The following is a 25,599-nucleotide window of genomic DNA, read 5'->3' as shown; positions in this document are numbered from 1 at the left end:
GTGGTTTGTACTGGACTGGCATCGCGCGGTCCCGGACAATACATCTCCATCGACTCAAGGACCTTCACGCAGCACCATGGCCGACGAAAAACTCCCCCGCGATCCCTTGAAGCGAGAAGCGGCGATTGCTGCGGCGCGGCCGGAGGCCCCGGCGCGGCCCTTCGTCCATTTGCGCGTGCATTCGGCCTATTCGCTGCTGGAAGGCGCCTTGCAGATCGGCAAGGTGGTGGCTCATGCGGTCAAGGACGAAGCCCCGGCCATCGCCGTCACCGACACCAACAACCTGTTCGGCGCGCTCGAATTCGCGCAGAAGGCGGTGAAGGACGGCATCCAGCCGATCATCGGCTGCCAGACGGCGCTCGCCTTTTCCGGCGAAAACAGCGATGGCCAGCGCGACCGCCGACGGCAAGGTCCCGATATGCGGCCGGTCGTCCTGCTTGCCGCGACCGAGGCGGGCTATTCCAATCTGGTCAGGCTGGTCAGCCGCGTCTACCTCGAAACGCCGCCGGGCGAAGCCGTGCACCTGACCACCGAAATGATGGAAGGCTATTGTGACGGGTTGATCTGCCTCAGCGGCGGACCGCGCGGACCGATCGGCACCGCGCTCAAGGAAGATCGCCGCGATCTGGCCGAAGCCCGGCTTTTGACTCTCAAGGAGATGTTCGGCGACCGGCTCTATGTCGAGCTTGACCGGGTTTCCGGCTACGATCGCCTGATCGAAAAATCCTCGATCGATCTGGCCTATGCCCATGAACTGCCGCTGGTCGCCACCAACGAGGCGTTCTTTTCCTCTCGCGACGACTATGACGCACATGACGCGCTGATTGCCATTGCCGAGGGATCGGTCGTCGCCGCCGACAACCGTCGCCGGCTGTCGCCCGACAATTTCCTGCGCAGCCAGGCCGATATGGCAAGGCTCTTTGCCGACCTGCCGGAGGCGATCGACAACACTGTCGAGATCGCGCTGCGCTGCTCCTATTACCCGAAGAACCGCAATCCGATCCTGCCGCGCTTCACCGGCGGCGATGTCGCCGACAATGACGCCGCCGTGCAGGCGGAAGCCGACGAACTGGCCCGCCAGGCCCATGAGGGGCTCGACGCGCGCCTTGCCATGCATGGCCCGACCGCGGGCTATACGGTCGAGCAATACCGCGAGCGGTTGAACTTCGAGCTTGGCATTATCACCAAGATGAAGTTTCCCGGCTACTTCCTGATCGTTGCCGACTTCATCAAATGGGCCAAGGCGCAAGGCATTCCGGTCGGGCCTGGCCGCGGTTCGGGCGCAGGCTCGCTGGTCGCCTATTCGACCACCATCACCGACATTGATCCGCTGCGCTTCTCGCTGCTGTTCGAGCGCTTTCTCAATCCCGACCGCGTGTCGATGCCCGACTTCGACATCGACTTCTGTCAGGATCGGCGCGAGGAGGTCATCCGCTACGTCCAGCAGAAATACGGCCGCGACCAGGTCGGCCAGATCATCACCTTCGGTACGCTGCAGGCGCGCGCCGTGCTGCGCGACGTCGGCCGCGTCCTGCAAATGCCCTATGGCCAGGTCGACAAGCTCTCCAAGATGGTGCCGCAGAACCCGGCCAATCCCGTCAAGCTCGCCGACGCCATCGCCAACGAGCCGCGCTTTGCCGAAGAGGCCGAGAGGGAGCCGATCGTCCAGACGCTGCTCGACATGGCGCAGAAGCTGGAAGGCCTCTACCGCCATGCCTCGACGCACGCCGCCGGCATCGTCATCGGCGACCGGCCGCTCTCGGAGCTGGTGCCGATGTACCGCGATCCGCGCTCGGACATGCCCGTCACCCAGTTCAACATGAAATATGTCGAGCAGGCCGGGTTGGTGAAGTTCGATTTCCTCGGCCTGAAGACGCTGACCGTGCTGGAGACGGCGGTGAAGCTGATCCGCCGGCGCGGCATCGAGATCGACCTGGCAACCATCCCGCTCGACGATCCCGAGACCTACGCCATGCTGTCGCGCGGCGAAGTGGTCGGCGTGTTCCAGGTGGAAAGTGCCGGCATGCGCAAGGCGCTGATCGGCATGCGGCCCGACTGCATCGAGGACATCATCGCGCTGGTCGCACTGTATCGACCCGGCCCGATGGAAAACATCCCGACTTATAACGCCCGCAAGCATGGCGAGGAGGAGATGGCCTCGATCCATCCCAAGATCGACCATCTGGTGAAGGAGACGCAAGGCGTCATCGTCTACCAGGAACAGGTGATGCAGATCGCGCAGGAGCTGTCGGGCTACTCGCTCGGCGAAGCCGATCTGCTGCGCCGCGCCATGGGCAAGAAGATTCGCGCCGAGATGGACAAGCAGCGCGAGCGCTTCGTCTCCGGCGCGGTCGAGCGTGGCGTCGGCAAGCCGCAAGCCGACTTCATTTTCGACCTGCTGGCCAAGTTCGCCGACTATGGTTTCAACAAATCGCACGCCGCCGCCTATGCGGTGGTTTCATACCAGACCGCCTATCTCAAGGCGCATTATCCGGTCGAGTTCCTGGCGGCGTCGATGACGCTCGACATGGGCAACACCGACAAGCTCGCCGATTTCCGCCAGGACGCGCTGCGCCTCGGCATCGAGGTTCTCGCGCCGTCGGTGACATCGAGCTTTCGCCCCTTCGAGGTCGGCGAGAACCGCATCTACTATTCGCTGGCAGCGCTCAAGGGCGTCGGCGACGCGGCGGTCGAGCACATCGTTGCCCAGCGTGGCGAAAAGCCGTTCAAGAACCTCGCCGATTTCTGCGAGCGGGTCGATCCCAAGATCGTCGGCAAGCGCGTCTTCGAAAGCCTGATCATGGCCGGCGCGCTCGACTGCTTCGGCCACGACCGCGCGTCGATGATGGCGGGCGTGGAGCGCATGATGGGGCTGGCGTCGCTGGCGCAGCAGAACGCGGTTTCCGGACAGCACGACATCTTCGGCGCCTCGCTCGGCGCCCAGTCGCAGGCACTCAATCTGCCGGCGACAGAGCCGTGGCTCGCCGCCGACCGGCTGCACCGTGAATTCCAGGTGGTCGGCTTTTACCTCTCGGCCCACCCGCTCGACGAGTACAAGGCGGCCCTGCAGAAGATGCGGGTGCAAACGTGGGCCGAGTTCTCGGCGGCCGTCAAACGCGGTGCCGCCGCCGGACGCCTGGCCGGCACGGTGACATCCAAGCAGGAACGCAAGACGCGCACCGGCAACAAGATGGGCGTCATCGCCTTTTCGGATACGTCAGGCCAGTACGAAGCCGTGCTGTTTTCGGAAGGACTGGCACAGTATCGCGACCTGCTCGAGGCCGGCCGCTCCGTCGTCATCACCGTTGCGGCCGAGGACAGGCCGGAAGGCGTCAATCTGCGCATCAACTCGGTGCAGTCGCTGGAGGATGAGGCAAGTCGCATCCAGAAGGCGCTGCGTATCTTCGTGCGCAACGCCACGCCGATCAACACGCTGGCCGGCCAACTGACCGTCAGGGGCGAAGGCCAGGTCAGTTTCGTGCTGATCAAGGAAGAAGGCGAGGGTGAAATCGAGATAGAGCTGCCGAACCGCTACCGTATCTCGCCGCAGATCGCCTCGGCGATGCGCGCGGTGCCGGGCGTGGTCGAAGTGGAATTGGTGTGACCCCCGCTCGTTTCGGCGCGCGGCAATCAGCCGGGCGGTCGCTGCCGCCAACGCCGGCGCAGTCAGCATGAAGCCGGCGCAGAGGAATGGGTCGCAGGCGGTTTCGGCCTTGGCGCGGCTGCGTGACCGGCTGCGCAGGCTTTATCATGGGCGCACGCCGGCCGCTTTCCGGTTCCAACTGGTGGCCGTCGTCATCGACCTCGCCATCATCGCCTTCTTCATCGCGACGCCGGTTCTCCAGGACAAGCCGTCCTTCCTCTGGCTCGACTATTCGGCGGCCGCGCTGGTTGCCGCGGACCTCGCTGCCCGCCTGCTTGCCTCCAAGAACATGCTGCGGCTGATGAAGCAGCCGACCTCGTGGGTCGATGTCTTCATCCTCTTGACGCTGCTGATGCCAACGGCGTTCGCCAATCTCGCCTTCCTGCGCATCCTGCGGCTGTGGTCCCTGTCGCGCAGCGGTTCGCTCTGGCGGCATTTCGAGATGCGAGGACTGCGGCCGTGGCGAGAGGCCAGCCACGCGGTCATCAACCTTTTGACCTTCCTGTTCGTCATCACCGGCTTCGTCTACACGTTCTTCTTTCGCACTGGCGCCGGCCTGGAAAACTATATCGACGCGCTTTATTTCACTGTCGCCACGGTGACGACGACCGGCTTCGGCGACATCGTGCTGCCGGGCATGGCCGGCAAGCTGACGGCAATCGTCACCATGATCATCGGCATATCGCTGTTTGTCAGACTGGCTCAGGCGATCTTCCGGCCAGCCAAGGTGTTGTTTCCCTGTCCGCAGTGCGGCTTGCGGCGGCACGAGCCGGACGCCGTGCATTGCAAGGCCTGCGGCCATCTTCTCAACATACCCGACGAAGGGAACTGACGGCCGGCGGGACTACGACGCCGCCACTTCGGCCGGCTTTATCTGCCTGCGCTGCAGATTGAGCAGATTGCCCATCAGGATCAGCAGCGCGCCGCCGGCGGTGAAGGCGTCGATCTGCTCGCTATAGAGCAGCCAGCCGATCAGTGCCGATAGCGGCACGCGTAGAAAATCCATCGGCGAGACGATGGTCGCGTCGGCATAGCCAAGCGCGCGGGCCATGCAGAAATGCGACGACATGCCGGTGAAGGCGATCAGCACGATCCATGGCCATAGCTCCAGTGGCGGGTTGCGCCACGTATAGAGCGCCGGGATGAGACCGACCACCGACTGGACAATCAGCATCCAGCAGATGATGCGTACGACGCTGTCCGTCCGGGTCAGCGACTTGACGGTGACCACCGAGATGCCGAAGCAGGCCGCGGCGCCCAGCACGACGAGATGTCCAGGATCGACCGAGCCGACACCGGGGCGCACGATGATCACCACGCCGATCAGCCCCAGCGCGATCGCTGCCAACTTGGGCCGGTTCAGCCTTTCGCCCAGAAAGATCACCGCCAGGATAGCTGTCCAGATCGGAGTGGTGAATTCGATCGAGATCAACACGGCCAGCGGAATCAAGGTGAGGGCGTAGAGCCATGCCGCCTGGCCCGTGTAATGGATGACGTTGCGGGCGATATGGGCAACCGGGCGCTGCGTGCGCATGGCTTGAAAGCCGCCACTCATCATCACCAGCGGCAGCAGGATGAAGAAGCCGATCACGGAGCGCAACTCCAGCACTTGGAAGACGTTGAGCTCCGCTGTCGTGGCCCGGCCGGCGACCGTCATGCCAAGGAACGAGGCGATAGACAGCGCCATCCAGAACGCGGCCTTGGGGATCGAGGGGGTGGGTGCCATTCGCGCTATGTCGCAGGCCAGCACCTCTGCTGCAACCGCTAGCCAAGGCATTCTTCTGGGCCAGTCGCGACTGGCTCGATGTTGTAAAACAGTCATGTGGCGGGCGGAACCTGAAACGGTAGGTGGCGTTGAGTCCCGATGGTCAGCCGTGCTCGTGGACCGCCCCGCCTTTTTTCGAAAACGACAAGGAGAGCTTCGATGAGATCCTTCGCGCAATTCGCGCTTACCGGCGGTCTATTGGTTGCGGCAGGCGCAGCACATGCCGACGAGACCCAATTTCTCCAGTCGTTCAAGGGCAATTTCGCCGGCAAGGGCACTGTCCAGGTAACCACGGATGCTCCGAACGTCACCGTATCGTGCAGCTTCAAGTCGAATGCGACCTCAACCACGCTATCGCTGGATGGAAATTGCCGCGGTCTCATTGTGGTGTCGCGGGCCATCAGCGCCAATCTGAAAGTTACAGGTGCCAAATACAGCGGCACCTATGTCGGCTCTCGCACGGGACCGGCGCAACTCAACGGCAGCCGTTCGGGCAATGCGATCAACCTGGGCATTCGCTGGGCCAAGGAGGTCAATGGCGACCGAAGGGCGCAGATGAAGGTCGAGAAACGCGGCGAGAACGGCATGCGGCTGACCGTCATCGACACCGACCCGAAAACCGGCAAGAGCGTGGTGACGAGCAGGATAGACTTGCAGCGCACCTAGTCCTCGAGCGGCTCCGGCGGATGGGCATCGCGGCCCTTGCCGAATGTGTAGCCGGTTTCCACCGCCTTGCGGCCGAACTTGTCGCGCAAGGCATCGATGGCGCCTTCGGCCATGGCGCGCTTGCGCGACTGGATGTCGACCAGATCGGGCGGGTCGGCCTTGTCGTCGTCCGAGAGGTCGCTGACGCCGATGCCGAGCAGCCGATACTTCGTGCCGTCGGTTTCCTTGCGCAGAAGCTCCACCCCAGTCTGAAAGATGCGGTCGGCGAGCCGGGTCGGGTCGCCGAGCTGGCGATTGCGCGTGCGCAGCTTGAAATCCTGGCTCTTCAGTTTCAGCACCACGGTGCGCCCGGCAATGCCTGACTTTTTCAGCCGTGCCGAAACCTTTTCCGAAAGACCCCTGAGAACCGCGATCAGTTCCTCCAGCGACGCGATGTCGGTGTCGAAGGTGGTTTCGGCCGATACGCTCTTGGCGTCCTGATCGGGATCGACGCGGCGGACGTCCTCGCCGCGCGAAAGGTGGTAGAGCCGGTCGCCCATCGTGCCATAGCGGCGCATGAGGTCGCCGCGATCCATCTGCTGCAGCTGGCCGATGGTGCGGATGCCGTCACGCTCCAGCGTTGCGTTGAACGCCTTGCCGACACCCCAGATCATGGTCACCGGCTGCGCCGCCAGAAAGCCGACCGCCTCGGCTTCGCCGATGACCGAGAAGCCGCGCGGTTTACGGAAGTCCGACGCTATCTTGGCGAGGAACTTGCAGTAGGACAGGCCGGCCGAAACGGTGATGCCGATCTCCTTCTCGACCGCCAGCGCAAAGCGCGCCAGCACCACAGCGGGTGGCAGGCCGTGCAGCCGTTCGGTGCCGGCGAGGTCGAGAAACGCCTCGTCGATCGACAGCGGCTCGACCAGCGGCGTCAGCGCCTGCATCATGGCGCGCACCTCGCGGCCGACGCGGACGTATTTTTCCATGTTGGGGCTGATGACCACCGCCTCCGGGCAGGCTTCGAGCGCCTTGAACATCGGCATGGCCGAGCGCACGCCCTGGATGCGGGCGATGTAGCATGCGGTGGAGACCACGCCGCGCTTGCCGCCGCCGATGATCAGCGGCTTGTCCTTGAGCGCCGGATTGTCGCGCTTTTCGATTGCCGCATAGAAGGCGTCGCAATCGATATGGGCCAGATGCAGCCGGTAAAGCTCGGGATGACGCGCAAGCCGGGGGCTGCCGCAGCGCTCGCAGCGGCGCGTCTGGCTGCGCTGAAGCATCAGGCAGTCGCGGCAAAAACCGTGATCGGGATTGTTGACAGAGGCCGCCATCGCTGCGAACATAAAGAGAACAGAAGCAATGGTACGACAGTGCAAGGCCAGCGACAAGGCTGGCCTGGGGAGAACGCATGAGCACGACCATAGCGCCGCTTGCGCCCGAGCTTTGGGCTGAATTCGAGGACCTCTTCGGCAAGCAAGGTGCCTGCTACGGTTGCTGGTGCACGCATTTCCGGCTGGCGCCGGCGATGCGCCGCGAGAGCAGCCGGGAACGCAACAAGGACCACATTAAGGCACGCATCGAGGCCGGCCCGCCGCCGGGCCTGCTGGCATTCGAGGACGGTCAGGCGGTTGGCTGGATGCAGATCGGACCGCGCGCCGACGTGCCCGAGTGGAACAACCAGGGCAGGGGGTCGGCACCGGTCGATCCTGCCGACGCCACGGATCCGGCCGTCTGGGCGATCTCCTGCTTCTTCATCCGCGGCAAGGCGCGCGGCAGGGGCATCACGCATCGCCTCGTCGAAGGCGGCATCGATTTCGCCCGCCAGAATGGAGCCCGGCTGCTCGAGGCTTGTCCGATAGATCTGTCTCGCGATTCGCGTTCGATCGGCCTGTTCGTCGGCTCGTCGCGGGTCTTCGAGAAGGCTGGTTTCGAGAGGCTGTTGGAACGCAAGGCCGGTCGGCCGCTGATGCGGCTGGTGCTTTGATCGAGATTGCCTGCCCGGGTGCCGTTGTCGATCTCACCTTGCGGTTGCAGCGGTAATTTCATACCAGACGGACAAAGCCTTTCTTCTCGGTCAAACGGAGAATTCGCGTGAACCGTGCCTTGCCATTCGTGTTCCTTCTTGCGTTGAGTGCCCCTGCTCTCAGTCAGACCGTCGACAGTCAGGGTGCGAAGCAATTGTCCGACGACTTGTCCCGCTATGTCGGCAAGCAGGCCATCGACAAAGGCATTTTGAAGGTTTCGCTGGAAGGTGGTGCCTACAAGATCCTGTTCGATTTCAAGGCACTTGCCGCATCATTTCCGGACCAGAAACTGCTGAAGTTCGACTTCGCGCCCTACGCCCTGATGGTCAAGCCGCGCAGCGACGGATCCTGGGATGTCTCGATGGATTTCTCCCAGAGCGCCTCCTTCGAGTTCAACGGACCCGAAGGCCTGCAAAGCACTCAGTTTTCGATCAAGGACGGAAAGGGCTCGGGCGTCTACGATCCAAATCTGGCGGCCTTCACCAGCGGCACCAGTTCGATGGCCGGCATGACGATGACGTCGAAGGATGCCAAGCAGCACATGGAGGCCAGCGCCGGCGCTGGCATCGCGACCGTTGCCGCGACCAAGTCGGCGACCGGGGGCGTCGATTTCACAACCTCGCAGAAGGTGTCGAGTTTTGTCGAAGCGATCAATTTCGATGACCCCGAGAGCGGGCTGAAATTCCCGGTCACCGTCAGGTCGCCGGAACTATCGGTCGAAGCCAGCGGCAAGGGCGTGCGGACCAAGCCATTGCTCGATCTCCTGGCATTTGCTGTGGCCAACGAGGACGAGGCGACGCTGAAGGCTAACCAGGCGCAGCTCAAATCGCTTTTGTTCGCCGCCTTACCGCTTTGGCAGCGTATCGACGGGACCTATGGTTTCAAGGATTTCGCGGTGGAAAGCCCGGTCGGCAATTTCGGCGCCACCCAGCTCAGCACCGTGTTCGGCTCCGACGGCGTCGCCCAAAATGGCACGATCACCTACGGCATCAAGGCATCGGGACTGACCGTGCCGACCCAGCTTCTCCCGAGCTGGAGCGTGGGGTTGTTGCCCACCGATGTCGATTTGAACTTTGGCGGCGCCAATATCGATCTCGACAGCATGGCGAAGAAGGCGATCGAAGCCTTTGATCTCAATAAGAATCCGCCGCTGTCTGCCGAATTCGGCGAGCAGCTTAAGGCCGACTTCATGGCCAAGACGCCGAAGGTCGTGCTTGGCCACAGCACCGTGAAGAACAAGGATACGGAGATCGCCCTGGAAGGCGAGACGACATTCCCAGGCGAAAAGCCCGAAGGTAGCGTGACCGTCGATGTCGCCGGCTTCGACAAGCTTGTCGAAGGCCTGCAGGAAGCGGCAAAGTCGGAACCGGAGGTGGCCCAATACGTGCCAGTCGCTCTCATGGCGAAGGGCTTTGGCAAGACGCTGCCCGATGGCCGGCTGGAATGGATCGTCAACGCCAAGGCCGACGGTTCGGTCACCGTCAATGGCGTCATGCTGAAGCCTGCCGATCCGGCCGTGGACGACAGCGTGGACGATGGTGACGGCGACGATGACAGCGGGGACGACAGCGGCGGCGCAGGTGCGAAACTGAACCCCTGAAGGCTGGAGTTTAGAGCCCCAGCGCGCTTGCGATCTTCGGCGCGGCTTCGTGCCAGTCCTGGACGACGACCACATCGTCCGTCACCGGGGGCAGGAATGCGCGCAGCGAATTGTCGGCCATCAGGTGGAACAGTTCGGCGTCGGCGACCGATTCCCGCACCGACGCCAGATTGTGCGGCTGATCGTCGACGAAGACCACCGGTCGGCCGGCCTTGCCGCGAAGCTTGGCCACTGCCGGTCCTTTGGCCATTTCAGTGGTCAGAAGCGGGTAGCTCAGTCCAAGCGCGTCGAGATGGACACGACGCACGGCACGGTGTTTGTGCGGCATGGCCGTCAGCAAGATGATTTCCGCGCGGTCGCCAAGCCCTGCCAGGGCCTCTGCCGCGCCGTCCGTAATGTTTTGCCAATCGGCTTGCGTGTCAAAGAAATCGCCCAGCAGTGCCGTGACTTCGGGCTGTTCGATCAGGCGGCCGCTGGCCGTCTCTGCGATGTTGCCGGTCAGCCGGAACGAGGCCAGCGTCAGGCCATAGCCACGCGTCTTGAGGAAATTCGGAAACGGGCGGATGAATTCGAGCACGACATCGTCGACATCGAGCACCAGCAACGGCCGGTTGTCGGGTGCCAGTTCTTCGATCTGGCGCGCTGTTTCTGGATCATCGCTCATATGGAATGCTCGTGGTTGTCATCGCCCAGCGGCAGCGACCGCAGGGCCTTGCCGACAGCAGCCGGCGGGGTGCCGGTTTCCTCGGCAAAGCGCATCAGCGTCGGCTCGTGGGCGAGGATGAATTGCAGGACACCAGCCAGGAAACCTGGCTCACTGGCGGCTTTGCGGATCGAATGGACCTCTATGCCGGTGATAGCCAGAAAGCGCGGCAAAAGCTCCGGATCGGAGGCGACAAAGCCCAGGGCCTTCACGGCAATCGATTCCGCTTCTTCGCGCATTGACGCTGCGTTTGCCATCACTACCTTCGGTGTGTGGAATGAGTCTCTCCCGCAGTAATGGCAAGAGTTGCTTGCGGCAAGCCATTAGAGCGTGGCGCGCCCTTTGGACGCGCAGGCGACGAGGTAGAATTCGCGCTGTTTTCCAGCCGCGGATTTCCGTTTCGTCAATCATATTGCCGTAAAGTGAAGCAGGGTTTGGTGCGTTCAGACATGGGCGCATGACGGTCGCCTTCGAAGCGGAAGGGCGGCCGGGACGGGATATCGATGCCGAAGAAGGTTATGATCGTCGAGGACAATGAGCTCAACATGAAGCTCTTTCGGGACCTCATCGAGGCAAGCGGTTACGAGACCGTGCGCACCCGCAACGGTCTGGAAGCGCTCGATCTGGCACGCCAGCACCGGCCGGATCTCATCTTGATGGATATCCAGTTGCCTGAGGTGTCGGGGCTTGAAGTGACCAAATGGCTGAAGGAGGACGACGAACTGCACGTCATCCCCGTCATTGCCGTGACCGCCTTCGCCATGAAAGGCGACGAGGAACGTATCCGCCAGGGTGGCTGCGAGGCTTACATCTCGAAGCCGATTTCGGTGCCGCGTTTCATCGAAACCATCAAATCCTATCTGGGCGATGCGTGATGTGCCCCTTCAGCCGAGTCGGAGCGTTATGAAATGACTGCGCGGATCCTCGTCGTCGACGATATCCCTGCCAATGTGCGGCTGCTGGAAGTGCGGCTGCTGGCCGAATATTTCGAAGTGTTGACCGCCACCAACGGGCCGGATGCGATCGAGACCTGCGAGAACGGCAAGGTCGATGTCGTGCTGCTCGATGTGATGATGCCTGATATGGACGGCTTCGAGGTCTGTCGGCGGCTGAAGAGCGATCCGGCGACATCGCACATTCCGGTGGTGATGATCACCGCACTGGACCAGGTTTCCGACCGCGTCCGCGGGCTTGAGGCTGGCGCCGACGACTTCCTGACCAAGCCGGTCAACGACCTGCAGCTGATGACGCGCGTCAAGAGCCTGGTTCGGCTGAAGTCGCTGACCGACGAGTTGCGGCTGCGCGCCTCGACGACGCGCAATATCGGCATCGAGGAGTTGCTCAGCCGCAATTTCGCATCCGAGGACACGACGCCGAAAGTGCTTTTGATCGACGAGCGCAAAACATCCGTCGAGCGCATCCAGAAGATGCTGCGCGACCGGGCCGACCTCGACGTCACACATGATCCGCATGCCGGTTTCTTCCAGGCCGCCGAGACATCCTATGAATGCGTGATGATCTCGACCGCGTTCGCCGATTTCGATCCGCTGAGGCTCTGTTCGCAGTTGCGCTCGCTCGATCGCACCCGCTTCGTGCCGATTATCCTGCTGGCGGAGGAGGGCGAGGAGGAACGTATCATTCGCGGCCTGGAACTTGGCATCAACGACTATCTCATGCGGCCGATCGACCAGCAGGAACTGACGGCACGGCTGCGCACGCAGGTGCGCCGTAAGCGCTACAACGACCAGCTACGGGCCAGCGTCACCCAGACAATCGAAATGGCGGTGACCGACGGTCTGACCGGGCTGCACAATCGCCGCTATCTGGACAGCCATCTGCAGACGCTGTTCGATCGCGCCGTGGCACGGCGCCGGCCGCTGTCGGTGATGATCACCGACCTCGATCGCTTCAAGGCGATCAACGACGCGCACGGTCATGATGGCGGCGACGAGGTGCTGCGGGAATTCGCACGGCGGCTGCGCAAGAATGTCAGGGGTATCGACCTTGCCTGCCGCTTTGGCGGCGAGGAATTCGTCGTGGTGATGCCGGATACCGAGGGCGCGGTGGCCGAGAAGGTGGCCGAGCGCATTCGCGCCGAAATCGCCCAGGCGGCTTTCGCCATCGGCCAGGACGGCAAGGCGATCGAAGTCACGGTCAGCGTCGGTGTATCGTCGGTGCTGAAGGGCGTGGACACGGTGGCGGCGCTCATGAAGCGTGCCGATCTCGCGCTCTACGAAGCCAAAAGCGGCGGCCGCAATCGGGTCGTCGCCAAGGCGGCGTAGTGATCCAGCCCCGATTATCCAGTCAACCCGACAGGGTTACCCGTTTACCTTAATCCAAGCGATTCGCGAGCCTTGGTTAAGAAACTGTTGATTTTCATAAGCTCTTGCGCGACTGTGCAGGCCAAGACGAAGCCGGCACGAGGATAGACCGCCGGCTCCGGTCCCTGGGAATACCCCATGATGCTCAGGTCCGCCGCATCTCCTGGGTCCGTGGGGTCGGCCGGCCGGCGCTGGCACATAGTGGCCTCCTCGTACCGCTGCCAAACGCCGACCGGCCCCCTTCTTTCCAATGAACATCAGAGCTCCGTGCCAAAGCACGGAAGACTCTGGGTTTTTGCGCCTGAAAATCTGGATATCGTTACGGGAAACTGCCCCGAGCGCTTGTTCCGCGGCAACCAACAGGGGGAACAATACCGTTCCCTTCCATTTCATACATATGGCGCACAAGGGGCTTGCGGCAAGACCCGGCTCCTCCCGTAAAACCGACCCGAACCAAGGTGCGGAAAACGGGAGTGATGATAATGGTTTCAGATCATGCGGTGGTGATCGCCGGGGGTGGTCCGACGGGATTGATGCTGGCGGGCGAACTGGCGTTAGCAGGCGTCGACGTTGCCATTGTCGAAAGGCGGCCGGATCAGAAACTTGCCGGCCTGCGCGCAGGCGGCCTCCATGCACGCACCATCGAGGTGCTCGACCAGCGCGGAATTGCCGATCGGTTCCTCTCGCAGGGCCAAGTGAGCCCGGCCGTAGGTTTTCACATGATCCGCCTGGACATCAGCGATTTCCCAACCCGGCACAATTACCTGTTGGCGTTGCGGCAGAACCACATCGAGCGCATCCTGGCCGACTGGGTCGGCGAGTTGAAGGTGCCGATCTATCGTGAACACGAGGTTGCGGGGTTTATCCAGGACGACAGCGGCGTCAACGTCGAACTGTCCACCGGTCACCGCCTGAGGGCCGCATATCTGGTCGGCTGCGACGGAGGCCGCAGCACCATTCGCAAGGCGGCCGGTATCGAGTTTGCCGGATGGGATCCGACGATGAGCTGGATGATTGCCGAGGTCGAAATGTCGGAAGAACCGCCATGGGGCTTCCGCAGCAACGCCTCCGGAATTCATGCCCTGGGTAAGATCGAGGACGGCAAGAAGGTTGGCGTCGTGCTGACGGAGCCCCGTCTGGAGGCGCGCGGCGAACCGACGCTACGCGAGCTCAGCGAGGCGCTGGCTGCCATCTATGGCGCCGATTTCGGGGTCCACAGCCCGACCTGGCTCTCCCGCTTCACCGACATGACGCGCCAGGCTGCCGCATATCGCGACAGACGCGTGCTCCTGGCCGGCGATGCCGCCCACGTCCATCCGCCGATGGGTGGACAGGGCCTCAACATCGGCGTGCAGGATGCGGTGAACCTTGGATGGAAGCTTGCCCAGGTCATCAAGGGGATATCGCCGGAAAGCCTTCTCGACAGCTATCATGCCGAGCGCCATCCGGTTGCCGCCCGCGTGTTGCGTAACACGATGGCGCAGGTCGCGCTTCGCCGCACGGATGACCGCAGCAAGGCCTTGGCCGACACCGTTGCCGAGTTGCTCGGCATGGATGAACCCCGCAAAAAGATCGCAGCCGAGATGTCCGGCCTGTGTGTCCACTACGACCTCGGCGAGGGGCACCCGCTGCTTGGGCGGCGAATGCCCGATCTCGATCTGACCACCGCCGGCGGACCGTTGCGGGTCTTCACATTGCTGCACGACGCGCGGCCCGTGCTGCTCAACCTCGGTGAGCCCGGCAGCCTGGACATCGCGCCCTGGGCAGAACGGGTTCGGCAAATCGACGCCGGTTACGCCGGTATCTGGGACCTGCCGGCTCTCGGGAGTGTCGTTGCGCCCGACGCGGTCTTGATCCGGCCCGATGGTTATGTGGCTTGGGCCGGGGCGGGAACCCAACGGGGCCTTGTGGACGCGCTGACCACCTGGTTCGGGCCGCCTGCTGCCGCAGGTTAGCAGACGCGATCGAAGCGATCGCGCGACCGCCTTGAGAATATTGCGTCGCTTCCTCCGACAGTGCTCCTGACAGTTGGTTGACAGGAGTTTTCAACTGTGCAGAATTGGTTGGACCATTGGACCACTCGGAGGAAATGTGGACCAGAACAGCCTGCCACCCATTCAAATCATGGCGCGCGACGACGCCGTGTTGAAGGCGTTGGTGGGATTTGTTCGCGCCGAAGCCCTGCAGCTGGGCGACAGACTCCCAACCGAACGCATTCTCGCCGAGCGGCTGAAGGTCAGCCGCAACACCGTGCGCGAGGCTCTGACACGCTGGGAAGGGCTCGGCCTCGTCGAACGCCGGCAAGGCAGCGGCACCTATCTCAAGGCGGCTGTTTCGCCTGATATGCTGCACATGCCGCTGACACTGGCCGGCGGCAATGATTTCACCAGCCTGATGCAGACGCTGGAGATCCGCCGCGCGCTGGAGGCGGAGGCAGCAGCCCTTTGCGCCGAACGCGCCAGCCAAGCCGATATTGCCGAGATCGCACGCAAGCTCGACATCATGGAACAGGCGTTCCGCACGCGCGAGGGCATGTCGTCGGAAGAGGATTGGGAGTTCCACCAGGCGATCTACCGGGTCTCGGGCAATCCGCTGTTCGAGCAGATCATCGCCGCCATGCATGAGCTGTTTCACCGCTTCTGGGAGCATCCGCTCGGCGTGCGTGACTTCGGCCACGCCAGCTTTCCCTACCACCGGACCATCTACGAACGCATTGCTGCCCGCGATCCGCAGGGCGCTCGCGCCGAGGCGCTCAAGCTGATCGCCACCGTCGAGGACGACCTCAAGCGCGGCGCGGCCAAACTCAAACTCTCGAGCCAGACATGAACGAGCATCCATCAGGTTTCGATTACGACTATCTCACCGAAGCGGCGACGCTTTTGGCGCATGACGAACCGTTCCCCGGCGGTGCGGTGGTGCCGCCGATCTATCAGACCTCGCTGTTCACCTTCGCCAACTATGCCGAGATGGCCGATACCTTTGCCGGCAAACGAAGGCAGCCGATCTACTCGCGCGGCGACAATCCCACGGTGATGGAGTTCGAGGCGCGCGTGGCAGCGCTCGAGGGCGCAGAAGCCGCGCGCGGCTTTTCCAGTGGCATGGCGGCGATCAGCGCCACAGTGCTTGCGTTCGTCGGTGCGGGCGAGCGCATCGTGGCGGTGCGCAATTGCTATGGCGATGCCTACCGTTTGTTCGAGCGGCTATTGCCGCGCCTCAACATCAAGGTCGACTATGTCGACGGCTCCGACCCGGATGCGGTCGCGGCGGCACTTCCCGGCGCCAAGCTGCTTTATCTGGAAAGCCCGACCTCGATGATGTTCGAGCTGCAGGACATCGCGCATCTGACACGGTTGGCCAAGGAACAGGGCATCGTCACCACGATCGACAATTCCTGGGCGACGCCGGTGTTCCAGAAGCCGATCACGCATGGCGTCGACCTGGTGCTGCATTCGGCCTCGAAATACCTTGGCGGCCACAGCGATACGGTCGCGGGCGTAGTGGCGGGTTCGGCTGCCCACATCAAGCACATCAACGAGCAGACCTATTCCTATCTCGGCGGCAAGCTGTCACCGTTCGAGGCGTGGCTTTTGCTGCGCGGCCTCCGCACGCTGCCGCTGCGCCTGCCGCACCACATGAAGAGCGGCCTGACCATCGCCGAACGGCTGAAGGCGCATGCCGCTGTCGAGCGGGTCAACCATCCCGTCTATTCGAACCACCCGGGCAAGGCGACGCTGGCCGGCTATGCCGGGCTGTTCTCCTTCGAGGTTACGGACGAGATTGACATCCCCGTCTTCGTCGACGCGCTGAAATATTTCCGCATCGGCGTCAGTTGGGGCGGGCATGAAAGCCTGGTCGTGCCGGCCAAGGCGTCGCTGGAGCAGACGCCGGGCCTGAATTCGATGGCGCGCTTCGGCGTCAGCCCCCGAACCATCCGCTTCAATGTCGGATTGGAGAGTGTCGAAGACCTGTGGGCGGATGTCGCCCAAGCCTTCGAAAAAGCCAGAAAATAACAAGCGGGTTCAAAATGGGAGTCTTGAACATGAAAAAACTGACCGTCATGCTTGCCACCGTTGCGGGACTGGCGATTTCCGCCGGAAATGCTGTGGCCGATTCGACCCTGAAAATGGTCGAAGTCATCACCAGCCCGCCACGCACCGAATTCCTGAAGAAGCAGATCGCCGAGTTCGAAACGGCCAATCCAGGCATCAAGGTCGAGCTGATCTCGCTGCCCTGGGGGCAGGCGTTCGAGAAATTCCTGACCATGGTGCAGGCCGGCGATACGCCCGACGTGGTCGAGATGCCGGAGCGCTGGATGGGCCTCTATGCCAACAATGCCCAGCTCGAGGATCTCGGCCCGTATATGGCCAAATGGGATGACGCCAAGACGCTTGGCGACCGCGCGAAACAGTTCGGCTCGACCGTCAACAACACCCAGTTCATGATCCCCTACGGCTACTATGTGAACGCGCTGTTCTGGAACAAGAAACTGTTCAAGGAGGCCGGCCTCGATGGCCCGCCGGCGACGCTTGAAGATTTCGTCGCCGATTCCAAGAAGATTTCCGCGCTCCCGGGCAAGTACGGCTACTGCCTGCGCGGCGGGCCGGGCGCCTTCAATGGCATGCACATGTTCATGAACATCGCCGCCGGCAAGGGCGGTTACTTCAACGAGGACGGCACTTCGACGATCAACGAGGAGGGCTCGGTCAAGGGCCTGCAGATGCTGGCCGACATGTACAAGGACGGACTGGCGCCGAAGGATGCGGTGAGCTGGGGTTTCAACGAAACGGTCACCGGCTTCTATTCCGGCACCTGCGCCATGCTCAACCAGGATCCGGACGCGCTGCTCGGCATCGCCGACAAGATGAGCGCCGACGATTTCGCGGTGGCGCCATTGCCGGTCGGGCCGAGCGGCAAATCCTATCCGACGCTCGGCTATGCCGGTTGGGCCATGTTCGCCAACTCGCAGCACAAGGACGACGCCTGGAAGCTGATGGCGACCCTTTTGTCGCCGAAGGACAATCTGGAATGGGCCAAGGAAGTCGGCGTCGTCCCGATCCACAACGGTGCCGACCAGGATCCCCATTTCAAGACCGAGCAGTTCAAGGGCTGGTTCACGGAGCTCAGCGACAGCTCCAAATATGAAATGGTCACCCCGCCGACGCATCTGGAGAACCTCGGCAATTTCGTCGACCAGGTGGCGATCAAGAATTTTCAGGAAGTGCTGCTTGGCCAGAAGACGGCCAAGGACGTCGCCGACCAGTGGGCTGCCTTCCTGACCAAGGAACAGCAGGACTGGCTGGCGAAGAACAAGAAGTAGTTTTTCTTCCCTTCTCCCCGTTTGCGGGGAGAAGGTGTCACGAAGTGACGGATGAGGGGCGGCGCTATGCCTCGATAGGTTCGCGCTGCCCCTCATCTGCCTGCCCGTCTTCCGCAGCAGCTGCGGAGGGTGGACCGGCATCTTCTCCGCGTGAAACGGGGAGAAGGACGCTTGTCATCAGCCCCGACGCCGTTCCAGGAGCGCCCCCGAGCCAATGACCTACGCCGTGTCCGAAATACGATCCGTCGGCAAGCCGCGTCGCAAGCGGCTATCCCATGCCGCTATCGAGCCATGGCTCTATCTCAGCCCGGCGATCATCCTGCTGGTCGTGGTGCTTCTGGTGCCGCTGGTCATCGGCATCAGCTACTCCTTCCGCAAGTTCTCCGCCTTCAAGTCCGAATATGTCGGGCTCGGCCAGTATCAGGCGATGCTGTCGGATCAGGTGCTGGGCCAGGCGCTGGTCAACACGTTGTGGTGGACGGTCGCCAGCCTTTTCTTCCAGTTCTTCCTCGGCCTTGGCCTGGCGCTTCTGCTCGACAAGCCGTTTCGCGGCCGCAAGGCTGTACAAGCCCTGGTGTTCCTGCCCTGGGCGGTGCCGTCCTTCCTGTCGGGCCTGACCTGGGCCTGGCTGTTCAATCCGATCATCGGCCCGCTGCCGCACTGGCTGTTTGCATCGGGTCTGAAGGCCGAGCCGACCAATGTGCTGTCCGATCCGTCAACCGCCATGTGGGGGCCGATCGTCGCCAATATCTGGTTCGGCATTCCTTTCTTCGCCATCACGCTCTTGGCGGCGCTGAAGTCGATCCCGTCGGAACTGCATGAGGCTGCGGCCATCGATGGAGCCTCGCCCTGGCAGCGCTTCACCAAGGTGACGCTGCCGTTCCTGGCGCCGACCATCGCCATCACCGTGATGTTGCGCACCATCTGGATCGCCACCTTCGCCGACCTGATCTTCGTCATGACCGAAGGCGGACCGGCCGGCTCGACCAACACGGTGCCGGTCTACATCTATGTCAGCGCCTTCAAATCGCTGGACAAAGGCTATGCCTCGGCGGTGGCCGTGCTGCTATTGGTCCTGCTCATTGCCTATGCGATTGCGCTGATCGGTATCCGCCGCACTCTGGTGAGGCACGTCTGATGATCGCAGGACGCACAGCCTCGCAGCGCTTCTTCGGCGGCATCGGCCTCTACGCGGCAATCGCGGCTTACGTGCTCTTTGCCTTGTTCCCGATCTACTGGACGCTGAAGATCTCGGTCACGCCGGAGCGGCTGCTTTATTCCGAAGGCATCACCTTCTGGCCGTCGCACATGACGCTGCAGAACTTCGTCACCGTGCTCGAGGCCACCGATTTCCCGCGCTATTTCCTCAACAGCGTCATCGTCTCGGTATCGACGGCGGCACTGGTGACAATCATCGCCACGCTTGCCGGCTATGCCATGTCGCGCTTCACCTTTCGCGGCAAGGCAGCACTGGCGCTGATGTTGCTTTTGACCCAGACCTTTCCGCTGGTGATGGTCATTCCGCCGATCTACCGCGTGATGGGTCAGCTCGGACTGATCAACAGCCTGACCGGGCTGATCATCATCTACACCGCCTTCAACACGGCTTTTGCCACCTTCCTCATGCAGTCCTTTTTCGACGGCATCCCCAAGGATCTGGAGGAAGCGGCGATGATCGACGGCTGCACGCGTGCGCAGGCGATGCGCAAGGTGATCGTGCCGCTGACGCTGCCGGGCATGGGCGCGACGCTCGGCTTCGTCTTCACCGCCGCCTGGAGCGAGCTTCTGTTCGCGCTGATGCTGATTTCCAGCGACGACCAGAAGACCTTCGCCGTCGGCTTGCTCACCTTCATCGGCAAGTTCGCCGTCGACTGGGGACAAATGATGGCGGCATCCATCCTGGCGTTGATCCCGGTCTGCATCTTCTTCGCCTTCCTGCAACGCTATCTCGTCACCGGCCTGACCGCCGGCGCCGTCAAAGGATAGATCGATGGCCTCTGTTACGCTCGAGAAGGTCCGCAAGGACTATGGCGCCGTCCGCGTCCTGCACGCGGTCGACCTTGAAATCGCCGATGGCGAGTTCGTCGTCCTGGTTGGGCCGTCGGGCTGCGGCAAGTCCACGCTTTTGCGCATGATCGCCGGGCTGGAGGAGGCTTCCGGCGGCGAGATCCGCATTGGCGAGCGGCTGGTCAATGACGTAGCACCCAAGGACCGCGACATCGCCATGGTGTTCCAGTCCTACGCGCTTTATCCGCATATGGACGTGTCGAAGAACATGGGCTTCAGCCTGCTCCTGAAGAAGGCGGAGAAGGCGACGATCGACTCCAGGGTGGACGGCGCCGCCAAGCGGCTCGGGCTCGACACCTTCCTGCAGCGCCTGCCGCGGCAATTGTCCGGCGGCCAGCGCCAGCGCGTCGCCATGGGCCGGGCGATCGTGCGCGACCCCAAGGTCTTCCTGTTCGACGAGCCGCTGTCGAACCTCGACGCCAAGCTGCGCGTCCATATGCGCGCCGAGATCAAGGCGCTGCACCAGCAACTGAAGACGACATCGGTCTATGTCACGCACGACCAGATCGAGGCGATGACCATGGCCGACCGGATCGTCGTCATGCATGACGGGCTGATCCAGCAGGTCGGCGCGCCGCTCGATCTCTACGACCGGCCGGCCAACATGTTCGTTGCGGGTTTCATTGGTTCACCCGGCATGAATTTTCTGCCGGCGACGGTTCGTAAGGGCGCTACGTTGGAGGCCGTACTGGCCGACGGCCAGGCGCTGCGGCTGCCGGAAGACTTGCCACTGACCCACGGTGACGCCATCACCGTCGGTTTGCGGCCCGAGCATATCAAGCTGGCGGACGACGGTGCGTTGAAGGGCGAGGTGGGTGTGGTCGAGCCGCTCGGCCTTTCGACGCAGTTCTACGTCAAGCTAGCCAGCCAGCAGCTGTGCGTCTTTGCCATGGGCCGTGCCGGCGTCAAGTCCGGCGACGTGGTGCGGTTGGCGGCCGAACCGGGCCAGCTGCATCTGTTCGATGCGAAAAGCGGCGAGCGCATCGGCTGAGGGGACGCAGCCGGGTCGGATGCGGGCAGCCGGATCAGGCGCCGCTATCGGGCGGGACATACACGGTAACGCTACATTTCAATTGGATAAAATAGCGGAACGTCCAAGAGACATTTCCGGAACCTAACAGGATCGCTCGGACCTTTGCGTCTAGGGCGCAAGACCTTAGTCCCGCCGTCTTCTCAAAAGAACGGAGGTCATTTCGCCGCGAACTAGGCCACCGTCGGAGTTAGTCAACACCGACGGTGGCACCTGCAATATGGGCGAGTGGGTTGTGTGCGGATATGGTGTGATCGCGGAAGGCGATTGTAGACCGCTAACCGCGAGGGCTTCTTTTGGACAGCGGCGAGCTGTCCAACGGGTTTTCAGCCGATTTGGCCGATCGCCGCTCCTTCAGCCACAGGGACTTCTTTCTCCTTGCCAGGTTCTCGTCTCGAACGCTGTCTTCGGCGGTCACTCCGCCATGCATCGCGGCAATCACGTAGTCGGCTCTGTTGGTTCGAAAGTCGCCTTTTTGTACGGACATCGTTTTCTCCCAGTGCGAGGCATTTCCCCCCTTTTTGCCTGACGCTGAAACTAACTACCTATCCGTGGTGCAAGTCTACCAATTGGCGATTGTATTAAAACGATACACTCAGATGGCGCGATCGCACGAGAGGAGCCCATCCTGGCGAGGCTTCTTCATTGACCCTGTTGTGATCCTTGCGGGGGTGCCGCGGCGGGAGGTGTCGGAGCCTGCGGTGCGGGTTCCGTGGAAGGCGTGGCGGGGCTGTCAGGCTGAGGTGCCGGCGGTGCGGCCTCTTCCTCAGTCAGAACCTGGTCAGTCCTGGCCTTGATCTCATCGGCCGTCTGCTGGCTTATCAGCCCGTTGCTGACGGCAAAGCCAGCAGCCAGAGCGACAAGGGCTGCAATGATTGCAGCTTTCAACTTCTTCGACATCCATAGGCGCCTTATTCGTGACACCCAACCCACGGCCAAGGGTGCCGCAACCATGGCTAAGGGTCAATCCTTTGGCTGGAGTCTCTGCTCGGATGCAACGAAATCAACTGTTACAAACGAAAAACGCCGCCCATTGGGCGGCGTTTCGGCATTGCGGCGGGAAACCCGGATTACTTGATCTTGGTTTCCTTGAACTCGACGTGCTTCTTGGCGACCGGGTCGTACTTGCGGAACGACAGCTTGTCGGTCTTGGTGCGGCTGTTCTTGCTGGTCACGTAGAAGAAACCGGTGTCGGCGGTCGACAGAAGCTTGATCTTGATGTTTGCGGCTTTGGCCATGATATCAGTCCGTTTGTTCGTGGGGTTTTGGCCGCTGGAGCACGGGGAAACACCCGGACGCGGGAAACTTGGCGCGACACATAAAGAACGCGCCCGGAAAGTCAAGCCCGGTAGGCCTTGTGCGACCCGCCAGAGCCGGCTCGGGAGCGGAAATCATGCGGTTTCCGTCGCCGATGCCGCAACCTTCTTCCAGTCTCCGGTCGTGTTCCACCAGCGATTCGGATTGGCGCGGTCGTCCAGCCCCTTGGAACGGCTGGCGAGAATCGGCTGAATGCGGATCACCGGTTCCTGGTAGGAGTGCGCCTGGAAAATCGCCTCGACGACGCGGGCGGCCAGCGCCTGGTCGTCCGGCAGTTCGAAGGAAACCTCGACCGTGCCGGGGCGCCGCCGCAATTCGGTTTCGGCGCCGGCGGCCGCACCGTCAAGCGGCCTGTAGCGTTCGATGCCGTGCGCCGACTGATAGGCATTGCGGTCATATTTGCCCATGGCCAGCGGCGCGATCGCCACCACGGCATCCATGATGCGGTCGACGTCGGCGGCCGGAGCCTGGAAGGTCACGAGCAGAAGCAGTGTCATTCGTAGCGATGTGGTTTCAAAGCCGCTGTCGATCATGGAAGTGTCCTCAAGTGTTTTGGGACACCTTTTTAGCCCTGTGCTCCTGACACGGTTCTGTCAGCAGCCTGTCACCGTGCCGTGCCAAATGCATGGCAGGCCGCAGTCGCGCTACAGCAGGATCTTGCGAACCAACCTGACGGCGACCAAAGCGATATAGGCGGCGAAGAACAGGCCGAGCGACCAGCCGAAGCCGGACGGGCCGAACGCATCCATGCCGATGCCGATCGCCTGCGGGCCGAGCACCATGCCGACGCCGTAGCACAGCACGAAGGCGGCATTGGCCGACGCCAGTTCATGGCCGGAAAGCTGCGAGCCGAGATGGGCAAGGCCGATCGTGTACATGGCGGCGACGACGCCGCCCCAGACGAACAGAAGCGCGGCCATCAAATGCCAATTCTGGGCGAAGAAGGGCATGAACACGGTGCCGATAAGACCGACCGTCGCGCAGGCAATCAGCAGGTAGCGGCGATCGCTGACGCGGTCGCTGATCATGCCGATCGGGATCTGCAACAACACATTGCCGAGGCCGATCATGGTCAGCAGAAGGGCCGCATCGGCCTCGGAATAGCCGATTCGGCTGCCGTAGATCGGGAACAGCGCAAAGCCGCCGGTTTCCACCGCGCCGAACACCAGCACGGCAGCGGTCGCCGACGGCACCAGCCAGATGTAGCGCAGGAAATTGCTGGTTTCGCCATCCGAGGCGATCGACGGGCTCTCGTTGCGTGCTGCCAGCACGGGTATGGCCGCCAGCGTCACCAACGCGATGATGACGCCGAACGGCCTGAAGCCGGAACTGCCGAGATGAGCGAACAGCCACGGTCCGGCGGCAAAGCCGAGCGACAGGACAGTGGCGTAGATGCCAAGGACAAGGCCGCGCCGGTGCGGCGGCGCCGAGGTGCTGATCCAGAATTCAGACAGGATGAACAGCACCGTCAGCGCAATGTGCAGCACGATGCGCAGTGGAAACCACATCCAGAAATCGGGTGCGAAATGGAAGCCGACAAAGGCCAGCGCGCCGGCGGCGATCATGGCGATCATGGTCCAGGCAACGCCGAAGCGCATGGCGAGCGGGGTCGCCAGCGGCGCACCGGCGATCGAGGCGAGGCCGGCGACGGCGGTGTTGAGGCCGATCATCGAAGCCGAGTGGCCGCGTGTTTCGAGGATGACGCTGAGCAGCGGCATGCCGAGGCCGATGGCGATGCCGACGACGCTGATCGACGAGATCGCCGCCACCATCGGCAGCCAGTGTACGCGCTCGTCGCCCTTTGGTTGGGTATCGACCGTCATGGATGCTGAATACTCTGTCTGTTTGATCTTACGCAATTCGGACGGAAAACCGCGTCACACTTTTCTTGGAATTGCTCTAGAGAAGTTCGCGGATGAAGCGGCTGCGGACCAGCCGGTAGAAGGGCACGGGACCGCCTGGACGCAACAGCGGATCATGGGCGAGGCGCTTTTCCAACTCGTCCAGGATCATTCGGGTGATGTCGGGTATGTCGGCTTCCCTGGCCTTGGCAAGCGGCAGCCAGACCAGCTCTTCCAGTTCGTTGGTCGGACCGCCACCGGGCAGCTCGACCGCGACGTCGTCACGCCACGCGCTGAAGAAACGGGTGTCGAAGCGGCGCACCCGGTTGGGCGGCGTGATGGCGCGCGCGACAAAGCGCAGCATGTCGAGAGAGGGTTGCACGCCGTGTTCGGCAAAGCCTTGCCAGTCGGATCTGGGGGTTGCGAAAGCACCCTTGCGGCCGATCAGCAGCCCGGCTTCCTCATAGGTCTCTCGGATGGCCGACAGGGCGATGGCGCGGGCTCGTGCGGCGCTTGTGCGCCCCGGCCCGGCGATCAGCTTGGCTTCCTGCTCCGGGTGCAGGGCGGCGACGACCGGTATGCGGCTATCGGCCGGATCGGTGCGGCCGCCGGGAAAGACGAACTTGCCCGGCATGAAGGCGTGGCCGGCATGGCGGCGACCCATCAGAACCAGTACGTCGTCGTCCTTGCGGTCGAGCAGGATGAGGGTTGCCGCGTCGCGCGGGCGAATTGGCCGGTCGCTATGAGCGATCATGCTCCGCTCGATCCTGTCGACTTCCGCCTTGGTCATACCGTCCATGCGCAGGACCTAGCGGAAACTTCTGGCAAGCGAAAGTGGCCTTTCACGGTCGGTATGTTGCGCCAGGCAGCATTCTTGGCTGCGGCCTAGGATCCGGGATGCGGCTCGATCACGTCGTGCTCGCCGCCGAAGCCGTGCATATAGAAGGCCCATTGCAGCCCGATGACGGCACCCTTGACCGGCTGCAGCAGCGCAACCGACAAAAGGATGGTCAGCGGCACCCAGATGGCGATGTGCTGCCATATGGACAAAGTCGACGTCGCCTCAACGCCCATGAAGGCGCCCAGCACGATGTGGCCGACGATGACGATGACGAGGTAGGCCGGGAGGTCGTCGGCCCGGTGGTGATGCAATTCCTCACCGCAGACGCTGCATGTGTCGACGGTCTTGGTGAAAGCGCGAAACAGCTTGCCTTCGCCGCAATGCGGGCAGCGGCCGAGCAGGCCGCGCTTCATCGCCGTCCACAGCGGGCGTGCGGCCCGGCCCGAGTGATGTTCTCCGCCGAAAACCTGTTCTTCCATGGC

The 25,599-nt window shown here is 62.7% G+C and carries 24 protein-coding genes; 14 read left to right on the top strand and 10 right to left on the bottom strand.

Going from position 1 to position 25,599, the window contains the following annotated elements:
• The first annotated feature begins 76 nt into the window (after nucleotides 1-76).
• Together dnaE and RPF88_RS10105 are read left to right on the top strand one after the other, a co-directional pair.
• Nucleotides 77-3,604, top strand: coding sequence for a DNA polymerase III subunit alpha (gene dnaE / locus RPF88_RS10110; RefSeq protein ID WP_337122302.1), 3,528 nt, complete (start codon nucleotides 77-79; stop codon nucleotides 3,602-3,604).
• A 67-nt stretch (nucleotides 3,605-3,671) separates the two neighbouring features.
• Complete coding sequence (locus RPF88_RS10105) at nucleotides 3,672-4,475, top strand: potassium channel family protein (RefSeq protein ID WP_063167892.1); 804 nt, start codon at nucleotides 3,672-3,674, stop codon at nucleotides 4,473-4,475.
• 12 nt (nucleotides 4,476-4,487) lie between these two features.
• Here RPF88_RS10105 and RPF88_RS10100 read toward each other — a convergent pair whose 3' ends face one another.
• On the bottom strand, nucleotides 4,488-5,369 hold the full coding sequence (locus RPF88_RS10100) for a DMT family transporter (protein ID WP_013531939.1): 882 nt from the start codon (nucleotides 5,367-5,369) through the stop codon (nucleotides 4,488-4,490).
• Nucleotides 5,370-5,567: 198 nt separating this feature from the next.
• On the opposite strand from RPF88_RS10100, the gene RPF88_RS10095 reads away from it, so the two are divergent.
• On the top strand, nucleotides 5,568-6,074 hold the full coding sequence (locus RPF88_RS10095) for a hypothetical protein (RefSeq protein ID WP_337122300.1): 507 nt from the start codon (nucleotides 5,568-5,570) through the stop codon (nucleotides 6,072-6,074).
• On the opposite strand, the gene RPF88_RS10090 is transcribed toward RPF88_RS10095, so the two are convergent.
• Complete coding sequence (locus RPF88_RS10090) at nucleotides 6,071-7,399, bottom strand: DNA polymerase IV (RefSeq protein WP_337122299.1); 1,329 nt, start codon at nucleotides 7,397-7,399, stop codon at nucleotides 6,071-6,073. The genes RPF88_RS10095 and RPF88_RS10090 overlap by 4 nt on opposite strands.
• A 65-nt stretch (nucleotides 7,400-7,464) precedes the next feature.
• Here RPF88_RS10090 and RPF88_RS10085 point away from each other — a divergent pair, with 65 nt between their 5' ends.
• Both RPF88_RS10085 and RPF88_RS10080 read left to right on the top strand, forming a co-directional pair.
• The gene (locus RPF88_RS10085; RefSeq protein ID WP_024503584.1) at nucleotides 7,465-8,040 is read left to right on the top strand and encodes a GNAT family N-acetyltransferase; all 576 of its coding nucleotides are present in this window, start codon (nucleotides 7,465-7,467) and stop codon (nucleotides 8,038-8,040) included.
• Between the two features lie 107 nt (nucleotides 8,041-8,147).
• Complete coding sequence (locus RPF88_RS10080; protein WP_337122298.1) at nucleotides 8,148-9,680, top strand: hypothetical protein; 1,533 nt, start codon at nucleotides 8,148-8,150, stop codon at nucleotides 9,678-9,680.
• Between the two features lie 10 nt (nucleotides 9,681-9,690).
• Here RPF88_RS10080 and RPF88_RS10075 read toward each other — a convergent pair whose 3' ends face one another.
• Entirely contained in the window at nucleotides 9,691-10,344 is a 654-nt protein-coding gene (locus tag RPF88_RS10075) for a hypothetical protein (RefSeq protein WP_337122297.1), read from the bottom strand.
• Nucleotides 10,341-10,640 (bottom strand): DUF3572 domain-containing protein, encoded by a 300-nt coding sequence (locus RPF88_RS10070; protein ID WP_024503583.1) that lies wholly within the window; start codon nucleotides 10,638-10,640, stop codon nucleotides 10,341-10,343. The genes RPF88_RS10075 and RPF88_RS10070 overlap by 4 nt, the downstream gene beginning before the upstream one ends.
• Nucleotides 10,641-10,886: 246 nt before the next feature.
• Between RPF88_RS10070 and RPF88_RS10065 the strand changes: the two genes are divergently transcribed.
• The 9 genes from RPF88_RS10065 (at nucleotide 10,887) to RPF88_RS10025 (ending at nucleotide 21,079) form a co-directional block, all read left to right on the top strand.
• Nucleotides 10,887-11,258, top strand: coding sequence for a response regulator (locus RPF88_RS10065; protein WP_013531932.1), 372 nt, complete (start codon nucleotides 10,887-10,889; stop codon nucleotides 11,256-11,258).
• 33 nt (nucleotides 11,259-11,291) lie between these two features.
• Entirely contained in the window at nucleotides 11,292-12,665 is a 1,374-nt protein-coding gene (locus RPF88_RS10060; RefSeq protein WP_024503582.1) for a PleD family two-component system response regulator, read from the top strand.
• A gap of 521 nt (nucleotides 12,666-13,186) precedes the next feature.
• The gene (locus RPF88_RS10055) at nucleotides 13,187-14,659 is read left to right on the top strand and encodes an FAD-dependent monooxygenase (protein ID WP_337122295.1); all 1,473 of its coding nucleotides are present in this window, start codon (nucleotides 13,187-13,189) and stop codon (nucleotides 14,657-14,659) included.
• Nucleotides 14,660-14,795: 136 nt separating this feature from the next.
• The gene (locus tag RPF88_RS10050; RefSeq protein WP_337122294.1) at nucleotides 14,796-15,530 is read left to right on the top strand and encodes a FadR/GntR family transcriptional regulator; all 735 of its coding nucleotides are present in this window, start codon (nucleotides 14,796-14,798) and stop codon (nucleotides 15,528-15,530) included.
• Complete coding sequence (locus RPF88_RS10045; protein ID WP_063167895.1) at nucleotides 15,527-16,714, top strand: PLP-dependent transferase; 1,188 nt, start codon at nucleotides 15,527-15,529, stop codon at nucleotides 16,712-16,714. Before RPF88_RS10050 ends, RPF88_RS10045 begins: the two co-directional genes overlap by 4 nt.
• 29 nt (nucleotides 16,715-16,743) lie before the next feature.
• Nucleotides 16,744-18,021: an ABC transporter substrate-binding protein gene (locus RPF88_RS10040; RefSeq protein WP_013531926.1), complete on the top strand. Its 1,278-nt coding sequence runs from the start codon at nucleotides 16,744-16,746 to the stop codon at nucleotides 18,019-18,021.
• 214 nt (nucleotides 18,022-18,235) lie between these two features.
• A complete protein-coding gene (locus RPF88_RS10035; RefSeq protein ID WP_337122293.1) occupies nucleotides 18,236-19,159 on the top strand; it encodes a carbohydrate ABC transporter permease in 924 nt (307 codons plus the stop codon).
• On the top strand, nucleotides 19,159-20,007 hold the full coding sequence (locus RPF88_RS10030) for a carbohydrate ABC transporter permease (RefSeq protein ID WP_337122292.1): 849 nt from the start codon (nucleotides 19,159-19,161) through the stop codon (nucleotides 20,005-20,007). The genes RPF88_RS10035 and RPF88_RS10030 overlap by 1 nt, the downstream gene beginning before the upstream one ends.
• Before the next feature lie 4 nt (nucleotides 20,008-20,011).
• Complete coding sequence (locus tag RPF88_RS10025) at nucleotides 20,012-21,079, top strand: ABC transporter ATP-binding protein (RefSeq protein WP_337122290.1); 1,068 nt, start codon at nucleotides 20,012-20,014, stop codon at nucleotides 21,077-21,079.
• Nucleotides 21,080-21,395: 316 nt separating this feature from the next.
• Here the strand turns inward: RPF88_RS10025 and RPF88_RS10020 are convergent, their stop codons facing one another.
• From RPF88_RS10020 to RPF88_RS09995, 6 genes are all read right to left on the bottom strand, one after another.
• The gene (locus tag RPF88_RS10020) at nucleotides 21,396-21,605 is read right to left on the bottom strand and encodes a hypothetical protein (RefSeq protein ID WP_013531922.1); all 210 of its coding nucleotides are present in this window, start codon (nucleotides 21,603-21,605) and stop codon (nucleotides 21,396-21,398) included.
• 583 nt (nucleotides 21,606-22,188) lie between these two features.
• Nucleotides 22,189-22,356: a 50S ribosomal protein L33 gene (gene rpmG / locus RPF88_RS10015; protein WP_006201775.1), complete on the bottom strand. Its 168-nt coding sequence runs from the start codon at nucleotides 22,354-22,356 to the stop codon at nucleotides 22,189-22,191.
• 153 nt (nucleotides 22,357-22,509) lie between these two features.
• A complete protein-coding gene (locus tag RPF88_RS10010; protein WP_024503577.1) occupies nucleotides 22,510-22,968 on the bottom strand; it encodes a hypothetical protein in 459 nt (152 codons plus the stop codon).
• Between the two features lie 111 nt (nucleotides 22,969-23,079).
• Nucleotides 23,080-24,258, bottom strand: a complete 1,179-nt coding sequence (locus RPF88_RS10005) for an MFS transporter (RefSeq protein ID WP_024503576.1) — start codon at nucleotides 24,256-24,258, stop codon at nucleotides 23,080-23,082.
• Nucleotides 24,259-24,334: 76 nt separating this feature from the next.
• Complete coding sequence (locus RPF88_RS10000) at nucleotides 24,335-25,075, bottom strand: NUDIX hydrolase (protein WP_027161472.1); 741 nt, start codon at nucleotides 25,073-25,075, stop codon at nucleotides 24,335-24,337.
• 86 nt (nucleotides 25,076-25,161) lie between these two features.
• Nucleotides 25,162-25,596: a DUF983 domain-containing protein gene (locus RPF88_RS09995; protein WP_442921296.1), complete on the bottom strand. Its 435-nt coding sequence runs from the start codon at nucleotides 25,594-25,596 to the stop codon at nucleotides 25,162-25,164.
• Nucleotides 25,597-25,599 lie beyond the last annotated feature (3 nt).

It is taken from the genome of Mesorhizobium sp. ISC11 (assembly GCF_037162595.1).
GTDB classification, from domain to species: domain Bacteria; phylum Pseudomonadota; class Alphaproteobacteria; order Rhizobiales; family Rhizobiaceae; genus Mesorhizobium; species Mesorhizobium ciceri.
This window is presented reverse-complemented; position numbering and strand designations above follow the sequence as displayed.